Source organism: Variovorax sp. GW821-FHT09D07 (genome assembly GCF_059416345.1).
On the sequence record NZ_JBWKOY010000007.1, the window covers coordinates 181,477 to 199,287 of the forward strand.

15 protein-coding genes are annotated in these 17,811 nt (G+C 69.1%); 7 read left to right on the top strand and 8 right to left on the bottom strand.

Going from position 1 to position 17,811, the window contains the following annotated elements; translation table 11 throughout:
* Window positions 1–16 precede the first annotated feature (16 nt).
* The 4 genes from AC07OX_RS23670 to AC07OX_RS23685 all read right to left on the bottom strand — a co-directional run bounded on the left by AC07OX_RS23670 (window position 17) and on the right by AC07OX_RS23685 (window position 4,056).
* Window positions 17–973, bottom strand: a complete 957-nt coding sequence (locus tag AC07OX_RS23670; RefSeq protein ID WP_139703980.1) for an MlaD family protein — start codon at window positions 971–973, stop codon at window positions 17–19.
* A gap of 8 nt (window positions 974–981) precedes the next feature.
* The gene (locus AC07OX_RS23675; RefSeq protein WP_495262084.1) at window positions 982–1,836 is read right to left on the bottom strand and encodes an ABC transporter ATP-binding protein; all 855 of its coding nucleotides are present in this window, start codon (window positions 1,834–1,836) and stop codon (window positions 982–984) included.
* Window positions 1,833–3,005 carry an MlaE family ABC transporter permease gene (locus AC07OX_RS23680; protein WP_070063474.1) on the bottom strand — a complete coding sequence of 391 codons (1,173 nt, stop codon included), beginning with the start codon at window positions 3,003–3,005 and terminating at the stop codon, window positions 1,833–1,835. The genes AC07OX_RS23675 and AC07OX_RS23680 overlap by 4 nt, the downstream gene beginning before the upstream one ends.
* Before the next feature lie 133 nt (window positions 3,006–3,138).
* Window positions 3,139–4,056 carry a LysR family transcriptional regulator gene (locus AC07OX_RS23685; protein ID WP_095949774.1) on the bottom strand — a complete coding sequence of 306 codons (918 nt, stop codon included), beginning with the start codon at window positions 4,054–4,056 and terminating at the stop codon, window positions 3,139–3,141.
* An 86-nt stretch (window positions 4,057–4,142) separates the two neighbouring features.
* Here AC07OX_RS23685 and AC07OX_RS23690 point away from each other — a divergent pair, with 86 nt between their 5' ends.
* Both AC07OX_RS23690 and AC07OX_RS23695 read left to right on the top strand, forming a co-directional pair.
* Window positions 4,143–5,660: a CoA-acylating methylmalonate-semialdehyde dehydrogenase gene (locus tag AC07OX_RS23690; RefSeq protein ID WP_070063472.1), complete on the top strand. Its 1,518-nt coding sequence runs from the start codon at window positions 4,143–4,145 to the stop codon at window positions 5,658–5,660.
* 71 nt (window positions 5,661–5,731) lie between these two features.
* Window positions 5,732–7,366 (top strand): GMC family oxidoreductase, encoded by a 1,635-nt coding sequence (locus AC07OX_RS23695; RefSeq protein WP_495262085.1) that lies wholly within the window; start codon window positions 5,732–5,734, stop codon window positions 7,364–7,366.
* A gap of 208 nt (window positions 7,367–7,574) precedes the next feature.
* Here the strand turns inward: AC07OX_RS23695 and AC07OX_RS23700 are convergent, their stop codons facing one another.
* The gene (locus AC07OX_RS23700; RefSeq protein ID WP_062472759.1) at window positions 7,575–7,850 is read right to left on the bottom strand and encodes a GIY-YIG nuclease family protein; all 276 of its coding nucleotides are present in this window, start codon (window positions 7,848–7,850) and stop codon (window positions 7,575–7,577) included.
* A gap of 181 nt (window positions 7,851–8,031) precedes the next feature.
* Here AC07OX_RS23700 and amaB point away from each other — a divergent pair, with 181 nt between their 5' ends.
* From amaB to AC07OX_RS23720, 4 genes are all read left to right on the top strand, one after another.
* A complete protein-coding gene (amaB, locus tag AC07OX_RS23705) occupies window positions 8,032–9,570 on the top strand; it encodes an L-piperidine-6-carboxylate dehydrogenase (protein ID WP_495262086.1) in 1,539 nt (512 codons plus the stop codon).
* Window positions 9,571–9,667: 97 nt separating this feature from the next.
* The gene (locus AC07OX_RS23710) at window positions 9,668–10,576 is read left to right on the top strand and encodes an amino acid ABC transporter substrate-binding protein (protein ID WP_095743237.1); all 909 of its coding nucleotides are present in this window, start codon (window positions 9,668–9,670) and stop codon (window positions 10,574–10,576) included.
* Window positions 10,573–11,790, top strand: a complete 1,218-nt coding sequence (locus tag AC07OX_RS23715; RefSeq protein WP_495262087.1) for a pyridoxal phosphate-dependent aminotransferase — start codon at window positions 10,573–10,575, stop codon at window positions 11,788–11,790. Before AC07OX_RS23710 ends, AC07OX_RS23715 begins: the two co-directional genes overlap by 4 nt.
* Before the next feature lie 29 nt (window positions 11,791–11,819).
* The gene (locus tag AC07OX_RS23720) at window positions 11,820–13,493 is read left to right on the top strand and encodes a thiamine pyrophosphate-binding protein (RefSeq protein WP_495262088.1); all 1,674 of its coding nucleotides are present in this window, start codon (window positions 11,820–11,822) and stop codon (window positions 13,491–13,493) included.
* A 7-nt stretch (window positions 13,494–13,500) separates the two neighbouring features.
* On the opposite strand, the gene AC07OX_RS23725 is transcribed toward AC07OX_RS23720, so the two are convergent.
* Both AC07OX_RS23725 and AC07OX_RS23730 read right to left on the bottom strand, forming a co-directional pair.
* Window positions 13,501–13,803 carry a hypothetical protein gene (locus AC07OX_RS23725; RefSeq protein WP_082818034.1) on the bottom strand — a complete coding sequence of 101 codons (303 nt, stop codon included), beginning with the start codon at window positions 13,801–13,803 and terminating at the stop codon, window positions 13,501–13,503.
* An 18-nt stretch (window positions 13,804–13,821) separates the two neighbouring features.
* Window positions 13,822–15,060: an ammonium transporter gene (locus AC07OX_RS23730; protein ID WP_447740302.1), complete on the bottom strand. Its 1,239-nt coding sequence runs from the start codon at window positions 15,058–15,060 to the stop codon at window positions 13,822–13,824.
* A gap of 419 nt (window positions 15,061–15,479) precedes the next feature.
* Between AC07OX_RS23730 and AC07OX_RS23735 the strand changes: the two genes are divergently transcribed.
* Window positions 15,480–16,238: a sulfite exporter TauE/SafE family protein gene (locus AC07OX_RS23735; RefSeq protein ID WP_487848825.1), complete on the top strand. Its 759-nt coding sequence runs from the start codon at window positions 15,480–15,482 to the stop codon at window positions 16,236–16,238.
* Window positions 16,239–16,286: 48 nt separating this feature from the next.
* On the opposite strand, the gene AC07OX_RS23740 is transcribed toward AC07OX_RS23735, so the two are convergent.
* Window positions 16,287–17,798 carry a tripartite tricarboxylate transporter permease gene (locus AC07OX_RS23740; protein ID WP_062472774.1) on the bottom strand — a complete coding sequence of 504 codons (1,512 nt, stop codon included), beginning with the start codon at window positions 17,796–17,798 and terminating at the stop codon, window positions 16,287–16,289.
* Between the last annotated feature and the right edge of the window lie 13 nt (window positions 17,799–17,811).

The window sequence follows — 17,811 nt, forward strand, 5'->3', positions numbered from 1 at the left end:
GTTGGTCTGCTCCCGGTCAGTGGCGTGCGGCGGGCGCAACGAAGCCGGGCTCGCCCGGGCCCGCGGCCGCGCCGCCGTTGCCGAACAGCAGCGATTGCGGGTTGTCGTTGATGCTGTCGGCCGCGCGGCCCAGGCGGCGCACCGCGTGCGCGGTGTCGTCGGCCACGCGGTTCACGCGCGGCAGGGTGGCGGCGTTGAACGAATCGACCGCCTGCGCCAGCGCCTTGGTGCCCTCGCTCAGGCGCTCGACCGGGCCGTCGGGTGCGTTGAGTCGGCCCACGGTGGAGTTGAAGTTGTTGGCCACGCGCGAGACGTCGCCGGCCGCCTTCTTCACCGTCGACAGCGTCTCGGGCATGGCGGCGAGCGTCGGGTTCAGGCCGGTCTTGACGGTGTTGTCGAGCTGCTTGAGCAGCGTGTTGGCGCTGGCCGAGGCGGCCGCGATGTTCTCCAGCGCGTCGGCCACGCGCTTCTGGTTGGCGTCGGCCAGCAGCGCGTTGGCGCGCTTGGTCACTTCTTCCACCTGGTCGATGATTTCCTCGCCGCGGTCCTGCAGCTTCGCGAGCATCGAGGGCTTGAGCGGAATGCGCGGCGGGTTGTTGTTGTCGGGCTTGAGCGCGACGGTCGATTCGCCCTCATCGTCCAGCGCGATGAAGGCCAGGCCGGTCACGCCCTGGTAGCTCAGCGTGGCGAAGCTGGAGGTGGTGAGCGGCACGCGCTCGTCGACCGTGATGCGCACGCGCACGTTGCCTTTGGTCTTGGGGTCGAAGTCGATCGAGGTCACCTTGCCGACCGAGATGCCGCGGTAGCGCACCTGGGCCTGCGGCTGCAGGCCGCTCACGGCGTCGCGGGTGGAGAGTTCGTACACGTTGCGCACGGTGTTGTCGCGCGTGAACCAGACCACCAGCGCGACGAGCGCGGCGATCAGGCCGAGCACGAAGGCGCCGGCGGCGAGGGCATGGGCCTTGTTTTCCATGAGGGGACCTACCTTTCGTCAGCGCGCGCGGCCTCGGGCTGCGGCGCGGGTGGTTGTGTGCCGGCGGCGGGCTTGTCGTGCAGCGCCTCCAGGGCGCGCTGGCCGCGCCCGCCGAGAAAGTATTCGTGGATGAAGGGATGCGGGTAGGCGATGACTTCGCGCGCCGTGCCGCTCACGATCACCTTCTGGTCGGCCAGCACCGCGATGCGGGTGCTCAGGTCGAACAGGGTGTCCAGGTCGTGCGTGACCATCACGACCGTCAGGCCCAGCTCGCGGTGCAGGCCGCGCAGCAGGTCGCAGAAACTGTCGGAGGCTTCGGGGTCGAGGCCGGCCGTGGGCTCGTCCAGCAGCAGCAGCGGCGGGTCCATGATGAGCGCGCGCGCGAGCGCCACGCGCTTGATCATGCCGCCCGACAGGTCCGACGGGCTCTTGTTCGCATGCTGCGGCTCCAGCCCCACCATCTGCAGCTTCACGAGCGCGGCGTTGCGGATCAGCTCGTCGGGCAGCAGCTTGAGTTCGCGCAGCGGAAAGGCGATGTTCTCCAGCACGCTGAAGGCCGAGAACAGCGCCCCGTGCTGGAACAGCATGCCCACGTTGGCCGCGCCCGCCGCGCTGAGTTCGCCCGGCGCCCGGCCCAGCACCTCGACCGCGCCCTTCGTGGGCTTCTGCAGCCCGAGGATCTGCCGCAGCAGCACCGTCTTGCCGGTGCCCGAGCCGCCGACCAGCGACAGCACCTCGCCGCGGTCGAGGTGCAGGTCGAGGTCGCGGTGCACCACCTGTTCGCCATCGGGGCTCTTGAACACGGTCCAGAGCTTGCGGATGTCGACCACGGTGCTCGAGGGGGACGTCACGGCGGCGTTCATCCGCGGAATCCTATGCCCTTGAAGAGCACTGCGAAGAGCGCGTCGACCAGGATCACCGCGGTGATCGAGGTCACGACCGACGACGTGGTGCCGCGCCCCAGGCTCTCGGTGTTGGGCTTGACCTTCATGCCGAAGTAGCAGCCGATCAGCGCGATCAGCACGCCGAACACCGCCGACTTGGCCAGCGCCAGCCAGAGGTTGGAGATGGGCACCGCGCGCGGCAATGCCGACAGGAAATACGACGGCGAAATGCCCAGCGCCGCGTCGGCCGCGAGCATGCCGCCGGCCAGCGCCGCCATCGAGGTCCACAGGCTGATCAGCGGCATCGCGATGGCCAGTGCCAGCACGCGCGGCATCACGAGACGGAAGCCGTGCGGGATGCCCATGACGCGCATCGCGTCGAGTTCTTCGGTGACGCGCATCACGCCGATCTGCGCCGTGATCGCCGAACCCGAGCGGCCCGCGATCAGCACGGCGGCCAGCACCGGCCCGAGCTCGCGGATCAGCGACAGCCCGAGGATGTTCACCACGAAGGCCTCGGCGCCGTAGTTGCGCAGCTGCTGGGAGATCAGGTACGCCAGCACCACGCCGATCAAGAGGCCGACCAGCGCCGTGATGTGCAGCGCCGTGGCGCCGAACTGATAGAGGTGGCCCGAGAAGTCGCGCCACGGCGCGCGGTGCGGCGCGCGCGCCAGCGTGCACAGGTCGAGCGCGAGCTGGCCGATGAGGCCGACGAAGTCGCGCAGCACGACCATCGCGCGCGGGCCGTGGTGGGCCAGTGCGTGCAGCCGGTCGCTCAGCGACTTGGGCGGCTCGTCGGGCGTGGCCACCGTGAACTTCGCCACCTGGTCGAGCACCGCCTGGTGCTGCGGCGACAGCTCGATCGTGGCCGGCCAGGCCTGGCGCCAGTGCTCCCACAGCAGCTGGGCGCCGATGTGGTCGAGCTGGCCGATGGGGCGCAGGTCCCAGGCCCGGTCGTCCGCGGGCGGCAGCGCCGCGAGGTCTTTGGCCAGCGCCTCCCAGGCCGGGCGCGTCGACATCGCCAGCGTGGTCCAGCAACCGCTGGCCACGGCCCAGGTGCGGCCGTCCACGTCCTGCGTCTGCGCGCGCGGCGGCGCGAAGGCGTCGTCGGTGGCGGGGGCGTCAGCGGGCGACGGGGTGGGCGACATGGGCAAAGGTGCGGGACAAAACGTAAACAAAGGTCCAAGCGAGAGCGCGCATCGTAACCGCGTGCATCCGGGGCTTGTGTGCGTCTGGCCCTTCGTTTGCGTAGGGCCAGACGCCGTTTTTTTCAGCCAATCTTCAGCTCCAGGCCCGGGCCAGCGCATCCCAGGCGCTGGCGATCACGGGCTCGTCGCGCCGCGCGGCCAGCGAGACGAAACGCAGCGCGCAATCCAGCCGCACGCGGTCGGCCAGCACGAGGCCGTGCGCCTGGCTTTCGCGGATGGCGATCGAGTCGCGCACCAGGCTCAGGCCGACGCCCGACTTCAGCAGGTCGAGCATCGAGGCCTCCTGGTCGACCAGCGCCACGCGCCGGGGTGCCAGGCCGAGCGGGCCGAACACACGTTCCAGCAAACGGTGGTGCGCCGACTCGGGCGGCGTGGCCAGCCAGGGCAGGGCGGCCAGCGCCTTCCAGTCGCGCCCCAGCACCTGCGGGCCCCAGCCGGCCGGCGCGACCACGCGGTAGCTGAAGCGGGTGAGGGTGCGCACCGCCAGCGGCGCCGGGGCGGCGGCGTCGGGTGCGTCGTCCGGATTGCCCGGGTCGAGGTGAAAGCCCACGTCGAGCTCGCCGCGCAGCACCTGCGCCAGCACGCTGCCGCTCATGCCGTGGCGCAGCTCGGTCTCGATCTGCGGCGCGGCCTCGACCAGCTCGCGCAGGAACACACCGAGCCGCGTGAACTCGGGGTCGAGGATGGTGCCGATGCGCAGCGCCCCGCGCACCGTGACCTGCAGGTTGCGCGCGGCCTGCTGCAGGTCGCCCACGGCTGCCAGCACGCGCTCGGCCTGCGGCAGCATGGCCGCGCCGTCGGCCGTGAGCGCCAGCCCGTGCGGCGTGCGGGTGAACAGCACCAGCCCGGTTTCTTCCGCGAAACGCTTGAGCTGCAGGCTCACCGCAGGCTGCGTCAGGTGCAGCTTTTCGGCGGCGCGCGAGACGTTGCCCTCGCGCGCCGCCAGGATGAAGGCGCGCAGAATCTGGAGGTCCATCGATGACGTAGTCATATAAGACTGATTTATAGCGCCATCGACGCGAATTCATTGGCTTTCTATTCGTGGATTGGGCCAAATTGCCTTCAGGAGACCCGCACATGTCCATCAGCACCCGAAATATCGATCACCACATCGCCGGCGCCCCCGCCGCCAACACCTCCGGCCGCACGCAGGACGTGACCAACCCCGCCACCGGTGCCGTCACCGGCAAGGTCGGCCTGGCCGACGCCGCCCAGGTGGGGGCCGCCGTGGCCGCCGCGCAGGCCGCGTTCCCGGCCTGGGCCGACACGCCGCCGATCCGCCGGGCGCGCGTCATGTTCAAATTCCTCGAGCTGCTCAACCAGCACAAGGACGAGCTCGCCCACCTCATCACCGCCGAGCACGGCAAGGTCTTCACCGACGCGCAGGGCGAGGTGAGCCGCGGCATCGACATCGTCGAGTTCGCCTGCGGCATTCCGCAGCTGCTCAAGGGCGACTTCACCGACCAGGTGAGCACCGGCATCGACAACTGGACGCTGCGCCAGCCGCTGGGCGTGGTCGCGGGCATCACGCCCTTCAACTTCCCGGTGATGGTGCCGATGTGGATGTTCCCGGTGGCCATCGCCGCGGGCAACACCTTCGTGCTCAAGCCCAGCCCGACCGACCCGAGCCCGTCGCTGCTGATGGCCGAGCTGCTCAAGAAGGCCGGCCTGCCCGACGGCGTGTTCAACGTGGTGCAGGGCGACAAGGCCGCGGTCGACGCGCTGCTGGAGCACCCCGACGTCAAGGCGATCAGCTTCGTCGGCTCCACCCCCATCGCCAACTACATCTACGAGACCGGCGCGCGCCACGGCAAGCGCGTGCAGGCGCTGGGCGGTGCGAAGAACCACATGGTCGTCATGCCCGACGCCGACATCGACCAGGCCGTGGACGCCCTCATCGGCGCCGGCTACGGCTCGGCCGGCGAGCGCTGCATGGCGATCAGCGTCGCAGTGCTGGTGGGCGACGTGGCCGACCGGCTGCTGCCCAAGCTCATCGAGCGCACCAAGACGCTGAAGGTGCTCGATGGCGAGAACCTCGCGGCCGAGATGGGCCCGATCGTCACGCGCGCCGCGCACGAGCGCATCACCGGCTACATCGCGCAGGGCGAGAAGGAAGGCGCGAAGCTGCTGGTCGACGGCCGCAGCTTCGACGGCAACAAGGCGGGCGAAGGTTGCGGCGACGGCTTCTGGATGGGCGGCACGCTGTTCGACCACGTCACGCCCGAGATGCGCATCTACAAGGAAGAGATCTTCGGCCCCGTGCTGGGCTGTGTGCGCGTCGCGACCTTCAAGGAAGCCGTCGACCTCATCAACGCGCACGAGTTCGGCAACGGCGTGAGCTGCTTCACGCGCGACGGCAACGTGGCGCGCGAGTTCGGCCGCCGCATCCAGGTCGGCATGGTCGGCATCAACGTGCCGATCCCGGTGCCGATGGCCTGGCACGGCTTCGGCGGCTGGAAGAAGAGCCTGTTCGGCGACATGCACGCGTATGGCGAAGAGGGCGTGCGCTTCTATACGAAGCAGAAGTCGATCATGCAGCGCTGGCCCGAGAGCATCGGCAAGGGCGCAGAGTTCGTGATGCCGACAGCGAAGTAAAGGTAAAAGGGGGCGCCGCACGCGCGGCGCTTCGCATCCGAAGAACAACGAGAGACAAAAAGCCAGCCGCCATGAGCGACACCACCTTCGACTACATCATCATCGGCGCCGGCACCGCCGGCTCGCTCATCGCCAACCGCCTGAGCGCCGACAAGACCAAGCGTGTGCTGCTCATCGAGGCCGGCCGCAAGGACGACTACCACTGGATCCACATTCCGGTGGGCTACCTGTACTGCATCGGCAACCCGCGCACCGACTGGCTCTACAACACCGAGCCCGACGCGGGCCTCAACGGCCGCACGCTGCGCTATCCGCGCGGCAAGACACTGGGCGGCTGCTCCAGCATCAACGGCATGATCTACATGCGCGGCCAGTCGCGCGACTACGAGCACTGGGCTGAGCTCACGGGCGACGAGGGCTGGCGCTGGGAGAACGTGTTGCCGGCCTTTCGCAAGCACGAAGACTTCTACCTCGGCGCCGACGAGATGCACGGCGCGGGCGGCGAATGGCGCGTCGAGAAACAGCGGCTGCGCTGGGACATCCTCGACGCCTTTGCCGATGCGGCCGTGCAGGCCGGCGTGCCGCACACCGCCGACTTCAACCGCGGCAGCAACGAAGGCGTGGGCTACTTCCAGGTCAATCAGAAGAACGGCTGGCGCTGGAACACCGCCAAGGCCTTCCTGCGGCCCACCTGCTACGGCCGCCCCAACTTCGAACTGTGGACCGGCGCGCAGGTGTCGCGCCTGCTGTTCGAGACGCTGCCCGACGGCACCAAACGCTGCACCGGCGCGCAGGTGTGGGACGGCACCGAGATGACCACCGCGCACGCCGAGTGCGAAGTGATCCTGAGCGCGGGCGCCATCGGCTCGCCGCAGATCCTGCAGCTGTCGGGCGTCGGCCCGGCCGAGCTGCTGCGCCAGCACGGCATCGACGTGGCGCTCGACGCGCCCGGTGTCGGCGCCAACCTGCAGGACCACCTGCAGATCCGCGCGGTCTACAAGATCGAAGGCGCGCCCACGCTCAACGTGCTGGCCTCGTCGTTGGTCGGCAAGGCGAAGATCGGCCTCGAATACCTGCTCAAGCGCAGCGGCCCGATGAGCATGGCGCCGTCGCAGCTCGGCGCCTTCACGCGCAGCTCGCCCGACCGCGCGTGGCCCAACATCCAGTACCACGTGCAGCCGCTGTCGCTCGATGCCTTCGGCGAGCCGCTGCACAGCTTTCCGGCTTTCACCGCGAGCGTGTGCAACCTGAACCCGACGAGCCGGGGCTCGGTGCGCATCAAGAGCGCGCGTTTCGAAGACGCGCCCGCCATCGCCCCCAACTACCTGAGCACCGAGGAAGACCGCAAGGTCGCAGCCGATTCGCTGCGCGTGACGCGCCGCATCGCGCAGCAGCCCGCGCTCGCGAAGTACAAGCCGCAGGAGTGGAAGCCCGGCGTGCAGTACCAGACCGACGACGACCTCGCGCGGCTGGCCGGCGACATCGCCACCACCATCTTCCACCCGGTCGGCACCACGAAGATGGGCGCCGACGGCGACCCGATGGCGGTGCTCGATGCGCGCCTGCGCGTGCGCGGCGTGCGCGGCCTGCGCGTGGTCGATGCGGGCGCGATGCCCACCATCACGAGCGGCAACACCAACAGCCCGACGCTGATGATGGCGGAGAAGGCGGCGGGCTGGATCCTGGAAGACAACCGCAACCGATGAGGCGGCTCAGCGGCGCGGCTTGGCGCCGCGCTGGGTGTCAGCCGCCAGGCGCGCCTTCGCGCCTTCGAGCTTGAGGTCCACGCCGACCTCGAACATCGCATCGGGCGGTGCCGCCTGCTCCTCCAGCCCACGGCGCAGGGCTGGCCGGCGCCGTGCTCTATCTGCTGTGCCTGCCGGTGATGCTGCGCAGGTCGCCTGCGGCGGGTGGCTAACTGTCGAAGAACGCCAGCTTGCGTGCCCGCGGCAGCGCCTTGAGCGCGATCTCCGCCCGCAGCGCGGCGCCCTTGTCGGGGTACTGGCGTGCCGCCAGCACGCGCTGCGGCGGACGCGCGCGCGTGAACTTGGCGCCCAGCCCGAAGACATGCTGGAAGAAGCGCTGCTCCACGTCGAGCGCGATGCCCGCGTAGTACACGCCGCCTTCGCATTCCAGCAGGTAGAGCCAATAGGGTGGGGGCGGCGAGGGATCGGGCGGTTTTCGGGGCACGCGCGCATTGTGCGGGCAGGCGCTTATCGTGCGTCGAACGAAGGTGTCACCACGAAGTTCATTCGCAAAACGCACCAAGTCCTTCCAATTTTTCGCTAGGCAAGGGCGCGGGTTTCGCACATATTGGCCCGTTCCTGCTGTCGCATTTCTTCTTCTGTCCTTCTTTCTCCCTGGAGCGTCCATGCCAGAAGCCCAGACCCCCGTGTCCCTTCCCGCCGAGGTCGAACAACTGCTGCATCGCCTGGGCGTGCCCCGCACCGCCCACACCCGCGGCGAGCTCACGGTGCGCTCGCCGGTCAGCGGCGAGGTGATCGCGCAGGTGCCGCAGACCACGGCGGTGGAAGCCACCGGCGCCATCGGCCGCGCGCACGAGGCCTTCAAGGCCTGGCGCCTGGTGCCGGCGCCGCGTCGCGGCGAGCTGGTGCGCCTGCTCGGCGAAGAGCTGCGCGCCGCCAAGCGCGACCTGGGCCGCCTCGTCACGCTGGAGGCCGGCAAGATCCCGTCCGAAGGCGCGGGCGAGGTGCAGGAAATGATCGACATCTGCGACTTCGCGGTCGGCCTTTCGCGCCAGCTCTACGGCCTCACGCTGGCCACCGAGCGCGCCGAGCACCGGATGATGGAAACCTGGCACCCGCTGGGCGTGTGCGGCGTGATCTCGGCCTTCAACTTTCCGGTGGCCGTGTGGTCGTGGAACGCGGCGCTCGCGCTGGTGTGCGGCGACCCGGTGGTGTGGAAGCCTTCAGAGAAGACGCCGCTGACCGCGCTGGCCGTGCACGCCATCGCGCAGCGCGCCATCGAGCGTTTCGGCGACGCGCCCGAAGGTCTGCTCGGCCTGCTGCTGGGCCCGCGCGACATCGGCGAGGTGCTGGTCGACGACCCCCGCGTGCCGATCCTCTCGGCCACCGGCTCCACGGCGATGGGCCGGCAGGTCGGTCCGAAACTGGCGGCGCGCTTCGCCCGCGCGATCCTCGAACTCGGCGGCAACAACGCCGCCATCGTCACGCCCTCGGCTGACCTCGATCTCACGCTGCGCGGCATCGCCTTCGCGGCCATGGGCACGGCCGGCCAGCGCTGCACCACGCTGCGGCGCCTGTTCGTGCACGAGAGCGTGTACGACCAGCTCGTGCCCAAGCTCGTGAAGGTCTACGGCAACGTGCAGGTGGGCGACCCGCGCGAGGCCGGCACGCTGGTCGGTCCGCTGATCGACCGCGCCGCTTTCGACGGCATGCAGAAGGCCTTGAGCGAAAGCCGCGAGACCGGCGCCACGGTGCACGGCGGCCAGCGCGTCGAGGGCATCGGCACGCAGGACGCGTTCTATGTGCGCCCCGCGCTGGTGGAGCTGAAGTCGCACGCCGGCCCCGTGCTGCGCGAGACCTTCGCGCCCATTCTCTATGTGGTGCGCTACAGCTCGCTCGACGAAGCCATCGAATGGCACAACGCGGTGGGCGCGGGCCTGTCGTCGTCGATCTTCACGCTCAACGTGCGCGAGGCCGAGCGCTTCATGTCCAGCGCGGGTTCGGACTGCGGCATCGCCAACGTCAACATCGGCCCGAGCGGTGCCGAGATCGGCGGCGCCTTCGGTGGCGAGAAGGAAACCGGCGGCGGGCGCGAAGCGGGCTCGGACAGCTGGAAGGCCTACATGCGCCGCGCGACCAACACCATCAACTACTCGACGGCATTGCCCTTGGCTCAAGGCGTGACCTTCGACATCGGCGACTGACCCACCCCGGCCTGTTGTTCTCGCCGCGCAGCACTTCGCTGCAGCGGCAGGGCAGCGGTCGCGCATATCCCCCTAGAACTACCAGGAGACAGAGAAGATGAAGATGCAACTGAAGACCCTCGCCACCGCCGCGCTGCTTGCGCTCGCTTTCGGCACCACCGCCACCGCGCAGCAGGCGCCCACGGGCGGCACGCTCGACAAGATCAAGGCGAGCGGCAAGGTCGTGCTCGGCGTGCGTGAAGCCTCGCCGCCCATGGCCTACATGCTGGGCGCGGGCGAGAAGTACGTGGGCTACCACGTCGAGCTCTGCGAGCGCGTGCTCAAGGACATCACGCCCAACGCCAAGCTCGAGTACATGGCCGTGACCGCGCAGAACACCATCCCGCTCGTGCAGAACGGCACGCTGGACATCGGCTGCGGCCCCACCACCAACAACACCGCGCGCCAGCAGCAGGTGGCCTTCGCGCTCACCACGTACGTGAGCGAAGTGCGCATGGCGACCAAGGTCGACTCGGGCATCACCACGCTCGACCAGCTCGCGGGCCGCAACGTGTCGGCCTCGACCGGCACCACCGCCGTGCAGTTGCTTCGCAAGCGCGAGCGTGCACAGAACGTCTCGTACAACACCATGCTCGGCAAGGACCACCTGGAAAGCTTCCTGCTCATGGAATCGGGCCGCGCCGATGCCTTCGTGCTCGACGACAACCTGCTCGCCGGCATCATCGCGAATTCGAAGAACCCCACGGCCTACCGCATCACCGGCGAGGCGCTGGGCTCGGAGCCGATCGCGCTGCTGTTCCGCAAGGACGACCCGGCCTTCAAGGCCGCGGTGGACGATTCGCTGCGCAAGCTCATGAAGAGCGGCGAGCTCGAGAAGATCTACACCAAGTGGTTCGTGGCCGCGATCCCGCCGAAGAACACCAGCCTCAACCTGCCGATGAGCCCCGCGCTCAAGCAGCTGCTGCTCGAGCCCAACGACAAGCCGCTGGAAGCCTACGCCAAGTGACGGACGCCGCCGTGTTCTCGCCGGCGCAACGCGTGCGCGCCATCCAGGTCTCGGAGATCCTGCGCATCACCGATCACGCGCAGGCGCTCAAGCGCGCCGGCCGCCCGGTGATCGTGCTGGGCGCGGGCGAGCCCGACTTCGACACGCCCGAGAACATCCGGCATGCGGCCTCTCAGGCCATTGCGCGCGGCGACACGCGCTACACGGTGCTCGACGGCAGCCCGGCGATGAAGGCGGCGGTGCAGCTGAAGTTCAAGCGCGACAACGCGCTGGACTTCGCGCTCGACGAGATCAGCGTGAGCGCGGGCGCCAAGCAGGTGATCTTCAATGCACTGATGGCGAGCCTGAATCCGGGCGACGAAGTGATCCTGCCCGCGCCGTACTGGACCTCGTACGCCGACATCGTGCAGATCTGCGGCGGCGTGCCGGTGTCGGTGGCGTGCGGGGAGGAGAACGGCTTTCGGCTGACCGCGGCGCAGCTGCAGGCGGCCATCACGCCGCGCACGCGCTGGCTGTTTCTGAACTCGCCGTCGAACCCGAGCGGCGCGGCCTACAGCGCGGCGCAGCTGAAACCGATCACCGACGTGCTGCTCGACCATCCCCACGTCTGGGTGCTGGCGGACGACATCTACGAGCACATCCTCTACGACGGCCTCGCGTTCGCAACGCCGGTGGCCGTGGAGCCGCGCTTGCGCGAACGCACGCTCACGGTGAACGGCGTGTCGAAGGCCTATGCGATGACCGGCTGGCGCGTCGGCTACGGCGCCGGACCGCGCGCGTTGATCGCGGCGATGGCCGTGGTGCAGAGCCAGTCGACCTCGTGCCCGTCGTCGGTGAGCCAGGCTGCGGCGATCGAAGCACTCACCGGACCGCAGGGCATCGTGGCCGAGCGCTGCGCATCCTTTCAACAGCGCCGCGACTTCGTCGTGGCCGCGCTCAACCGCACGCCGGGCCTGCACTGCCGCGTGCCCGAGGGCGCCTTCTACACCTTCGCAAGCTGCGCCGGCGTGCTCGGCAAGCGCACCGCCGCCGGCGCGCTGCTGCAGACCGACAGCGACTTCTGCCGCTACCTGCTGCAGGAATTCGAGGTGGCGGTGGTGCCGGGCAGCGTGTTCGGGCTCGCGCCGTATTTCCGCATCTCGTATGCGACGTCGATGGCGCAGCTCGAAGAGGCGTGCGCGCGCATCGCCGCCGCCTGCGCCGCGCTCTCCTGACCTCTCCTCTTCATTCCACTGGAACCCTCATGACTTCCTCCCGCACCGGCGGCCAGATCCTGGTCGACCAGCTCATCACCCACGGCGTCCGGCAGCTTTTCTGCGTGCCCGGCGAAAGCTTCCTGGCCGTGCTCGACGCGCTGCACGACGCATCGATCGACGTGACGGTGTGCCGGCAGGAGGGCGGCGCAACGATGATGGCCGAGGCGCAGGGTAAGCTCACGGGCCAGCCCGGCATCTGCTTCGTCACGCGCGGCCCCGGCGCCACCAACGCGGCGGCGGGCGTGCACATCGCGCACCAGGATTCGACGCCGCTGCTGCTGTTCGTCGGCCAGGTCGCGCGCGATGCGATGGGCCGCGAAGCCTTCCAGGAACTGGACTACGGCGCGGTCTTCGGCACGATGGCCAAGTGGGTCGTGCAGATCGACGACCCGGCGCGCATGCCCGAGCTGGTGTCGCGCGCCTTCCATGTCGCGACCTCGGGCCGGCCCGGTCCGGTGGTGATCGCGCTGCCGGAAGACATGCTCACCGAAGCCGCCGTGGTGGCCGATGCGCTGCCGTATGCCGTCACCGAAACCTATCCGGGCGCAACGCAGATCGCCGAGCTGCAGCAGCGCCTGTCGCAGGCGCAGCGGCCGGTCGTCATCCTGGGCGGCAGCCGCTGGTCGGAAGCCGCGACGCAGCAGTTCGCCAAGTTCGCCGAGGCGTATGCGCTGCCCGTGTACTGCTCGTTCCGCCGCCAGATGCTGATGTCCGCCGAGCATCCCTGCTATGCGGGCGACCTGGGGCTCGGCGCGAACCCGCGCATGCTGGCGCGCATCCGCGATGCGGACCTCGTGCTGCTGGTGGGCGGGCGCCTGTCGGAAGTGCCGTCGCAAGGCTATGAGCTGTTCGCGATCCCGCAGCCGAAGCAGGCGCTGGTGCACGTGCACGCCGATGCCGACGAGCTCGGCAAGCTCTATCGCCCGACACAGGGCATCCACGCCACGCCGCAGGCGTTCGCCGAAGCGGTGTCCACGCTGCGTCCGGCGTCGCCGCCCGTGTGGCAGGCCGAGACGAAGACCGCGCGCGAAGACTTCCTGCGCTGGAGCGACCCGGCCGCGATCCGCATCCCCGGTCCGCTGCAGATGGGCGAGGTCATGCAGCACCTGCGCGAGGTGCTGCCGGCCGACACCATCTTCTGCAACGGCGCGGGCAACTTCGCGACCTGGGTGCATCGCTTCTGGCCGTTCCGCGCGTTCGCGAGCCAGCTCGCGCCGACCAGCGGCTCGATGGGCTACGGCCTGCCCGCCGGCGTCGGCGCCAAGCGGCTGTGGCCCGAACGCGAGGTGGTCGTGTTCGCGGGCGACGGCGATTTCATGATGCACGGCCAGGAGTTCGCGACCGCCGTGCAGTACGGCCTGCCGATCCTCGTGGTGCTGCTGGACAACGGCATGTACGGCACGATCCGCATGCACCAGGAAAAGCACTATCCCGGCCGCATCAGCGCCACGCAGCTGAAGAACCCCGACTTCCGCGGCTATGCCGAGGTGTTCGGCGGCCACGGCGAGCGCGTGACCACGACGGAAGAATTCGGCCCGGCACTCGCGCGTGCCCGTGCCAGCGGCAAGCCGGCGATCCTGCATTGCCTGCTGGACCCGGAGGCGATCACGCCCGCGAGCACGCTGCAGTCGATCCGCAAGGCCGCGCTGGCCGCGAACTGAGGCGTCGTCAGCGCAGCCCGCCGACATAGCGCGGCGGCGGCGTGGGCGGCAGGCCGTCGGGCTGGCGCGCCGCCAGCCGCGCGGCGCGGGCCAGCGGTTCCATGGCCTGCTCGAGCCGCGTGGCGAGCTGGTCGAGTTCGTCGTCCTTGGTCTCGGCGGCGTGCTGGCGCGTCATGCGCACGATCTCGGCGGCGTACTCGGCATTGGTGGCCATCCATTCGGTGTCGGTCACGCGCCCGTGCTTTCGCCGCAGTGCCACGTGAAGGCGTGCTGCAAGCGCGATGCGTTCGCTTTCGGACATGGATGGCATGGCGTCTCCCTCGGGTGGTCAGGCTCCCAGGTGTTCACGATGCTGAGCAAGATCGAGGCCCACCAGTTCGCTCTCGGGGTCGACGCGCAATCCGACCAGCACATGCACCAGGAACAACACGATGGCCGTGCCCGCCGCGCTGTAGATCGCCACGCTGGCGACCGCGATCGCCTGCGTCAGCACATTGCCCGCCGCGCCCGAGATGCGCGGGTCGGCGAACACGCCCGTGAGCAGCGCGCCCACGATGCCGCCGATGCCGTGCACGCCGAACACGTCGAGCGAGTCGTCCGCACCGAGCAGGTGCTTCAGGCCCGTGGCGCCCCAGTAGCAGGCCAGCCCGGCGATGGCGCCGATGGCCAGCGCCGACAGCGGCGTGACGAAGCCGGCCGCCGGCGTGATCGCCACCAGCCCGGCCACGAGGCCGGAGCACAGGCCCAAGAGCGAGGGGCTGCGGCGCACGATCCATTCGCCGATCATCCAGCTCATGGCGCCAGCCGCCGCCGCGATGTGCGTCACCAGCATGGCCAGGCCGGCGCGCCCGTCGGCCGCCACCGCCGAGCCCGCATTGAAGCCGAACCAGCCCACCCACAGCAGGCCCGCGCCCGTCATGGTGAGCGCCAGGCTGTAGGGCTCGAAGGCCTCGCGCCCGTAGCCCCGGCGCGGCCCGAGCGCATAGGCGCACACCAGCCCCGCGATGCCCGCGTTGACGTGCACCACCGAGCCGCCCGCGAAGTCGAGCGCGCCCATCTGCGCGAGCCAGCCGCCCGGCTCCCACACCCAGTGCGCGACTGGCGCGTACACGAGCACGCTCCACAGCAGCGCGAACCACAGCAGCGCCGAGAAGCGCATGCGCTCGACAAAAGCGCCGAGCACCAGCGCGGTGGTGATGATCGCGAAGCTCAGCTGGAACATCGCGTAGACCGATTCCGGCACGTTCGGCGCCACGTGGCTCACGGCCACCTGGCCGGCCTCCTTCAGGTACTCGAAGCCCGAAAAACCGATGCGCGAGAGCTTGCCCAGCCAGGGCCAGCCGGGCGTGAAGGCCAGCGAGTAGCCGAGCGCGAACCAGGTCAGAGAGACCACGGCGGCGATCGCCACCACCCCGGCCATGGTGGCCAGCACGTTCTTGCGCCGCACCATGCCGGCATAGAAGAGCGCGATGCCGGGCAGCGTCATCAGCAGCACCAGCGCGGTCGAGGTCATCATCCAGGCGGTGTCGGCCGCGTTCAGGGAGGCTTGGGGTGCCAGCAGGGCCATGACCGTTTCTTCTTGGAGTGGTGGACAAGAGGCCTGTGTGCACGAGTCATGCCATCTTGTTAACTGACTGAAACACTTTGGTTTCCCAACCGGAGGGTCGAAGTAACACGAAGCGGGTAATTCCTAATGCACCGGGCGGGTGCGCGCTTGCACAATCTGCGCACTCGCGACGGGCCCTGCTCGTACTGCCGAGGGTCCGAGGAGACAAGCTTCCGATCGATCAACAAGAACATTCTTCAAAGGCTCCGTACGAGATGCCTGTCTGATATTTGAAAAGCGCCGCTGGTCGGCGCTTTTTTTTGCCTGTTCGCAGCGCGAATGCAGGCCCTTTCCTCCAAGCCAAACAAGCCTCCTGGCCAGCCGCTACCGGCCACCACAGCTATCGTTTCGATAGCGATTCCGGTGAGACAATCGCCCGCATGGAAATGCTGGTGGTCACGGGCGCCTCACTGCTCGCGGGTTTTATCGATGCGATCGTGGGCGGCGGCGGGTTGATCCTGGTGCCGGCCCTCTTTGCGGTGTTTCCGGGCGCGCCGCCCGCCACGCTGCTGGGCACCAACAAGAGCGCGTCCATCTGGGGCACGGCGGCCTCGGCGGCCCAGTTCAGCCAGCGGGTGCAGATGCGCTGGAGCGCCATGTGGCCGGCCGCGCTGCTGGGCTTCGGCGGCTCGATGCTCGGCGCGTGGACCGTCACGGTCTTCCCGGGGGACTTCCTGCGCCGGGCGCTGCCGGTCATCCTGCTGGGCGTGCTGATCTACACGCTGGCGCGCAAGGACATGGGCCGGCTGCACGCGCCGCGCTTCAGCGGCCGCGCCGAGACGCTGGCGGCCAGCACCATCGGTCTGACCATCGGTTTCTACGACGGCTTCTTCGGCCCGGGCACGGGCAGCTTCCTGGTGTTCCTGTTCGTGCGCTGGATGGGCTACGACTTCCTCAACGCCTCGGCCTCGGCCAAGGTCATCAACACCCTGACCAACGCCGCCGCGCTGATCCTGCTGGCCGCCAAGGGCCACGTCTGGTGGCACTACGGGCTGGTGATGGCGGTGGCCAACGTGGCCGGCAGCCTGGTCGGCACGCGCGTGGCGCTGAAGCACGGGGCGGGCTTCGTGCGGATCGTGTTCATCGTGGTGGTGAGTGCGCTGATCCTGAAAACCGCCTACGACGCGTTCCTGAAATAAAAGAGCCCCTGGCGTCCGGCCAGGGGCTTTTCTTTGAGGGCACCGAGGTCAGTCCTCGACAAACGCCTCTTCGCGCTTTGCCTTGATCGCCGGCAGCAGCACGATGGCCAGCAGCAGCGCCGCAGCGATCAGCAGCCCCGCCGACAGCGGCCGCGTGACGAACACGCTCCACGCACCGCGCGACAGCAGCAGCGCGCGCCGCAGGTTCTCTTCCATCATCGGCCCGAGGATGAAGCCCAGCAGCAGCGGGGCCGGCTCGGTGCGCAGCTTGAGGAACAGGTAGCCGATGAAGCCGAAGATCGCCACCATCCACACGTCGAAGGTGTTGTTGTTGGTCGAGTACACGCCGATCGCGCAGAACAGCACGATCGCCGGGAACAGGAACTTGTAGGGCACCGTCAGGAGCTTGATCCACATGCCGATCAGCGGCAGGTTCAGGATGATCAGCATCGCGTTGCCGATCCACATCGAGGCGATCAGGCCCCAGAAGAGCTCGGGGTTGCTGGTCATCACCTGCGGGCCCGGCTGGATGTTGTGGATCGTCATCGCGCCCACCATCAGCGCCATCACGGCGTTGGGCGGAATGCCCAGCGTCAAGAGCGGAATGAAGGAGGTCTGCGCGCCGGCGTTGTTGGCCGACTCGGGCGAGGCCACGCCGCGGATGTTGCCCTTGCCGAAGGGCACTTCGCCCGGGCGCATCTTGATCTTCTTCTCCAGCGCGTAGGCCGCGAAGGCCGCCAGCAGCGCTCCGCCACCTGGCAGGATGCCCAGCGCGGAGCCGAGCGCGGTGCCGCGCAGTACCGCGGGCGTCATGCGCTTGAAGTCGTCCTTGGTGGGCCACAGGCCCTTGACCTTGTGCGTGAACACCTCGCGCTCGTCGTCGGGCTGCGAGAGGTTGCCGATGATTTCGCCGTAGCCGAACACGCCCATGGCGATCACCACGAAGCCGATGCCGTCGGTGAGCTCGGGAATGTCGAAGCTGAAGCGCGCCACGCCCGAGTTCACGTCGGTGCCCACGATGCCCAGCAGCAGGCCCAGCACGATCATCGCCACCGCCTTGAGCAGCGAGCCCGAGGCCAGCACCACCGCGCCGATCAGGCCCAGCACCATCAGCGAGAAGTACTCGGCGGGGCCGAACTTGAAGGCCAGCTCGGTCAGCGGGGGCGCGAAGGCGGCCAGGATCAGCGTGCCGACGCAGCCCGCGAAGAACGAGCCCAGGCCCGCCGCGGCCAGCGCAGGGCCTGCGCGGCCCTGCCTTGCCATCTGGTAGCCGTCGATGCAGGTGACCACCGAGGACGACTCCCCGGGCAGGTTCACCAGGATGGCCGTGGTCGAGCCGCCGTACTGGGCGCCGTAGTAGATGCCGGCCAGCATGATCAGCGCCGACACGGGCGGCAGCGCGTAGGTGGCGGGCAGCAGCATCGCGATCGTCGCGACCGGGCCGATGCCTGGCAGCACGCCGATCAGCGTGCCCAGGATGCAGCCGACCAGGCAGTACAGCAGGTTGGTGAAGGTGAAGGCGACGCCGAAGCCGGTCGCCAGGTTGTGGAACAGTTCCATGGCGGTGTGCTCC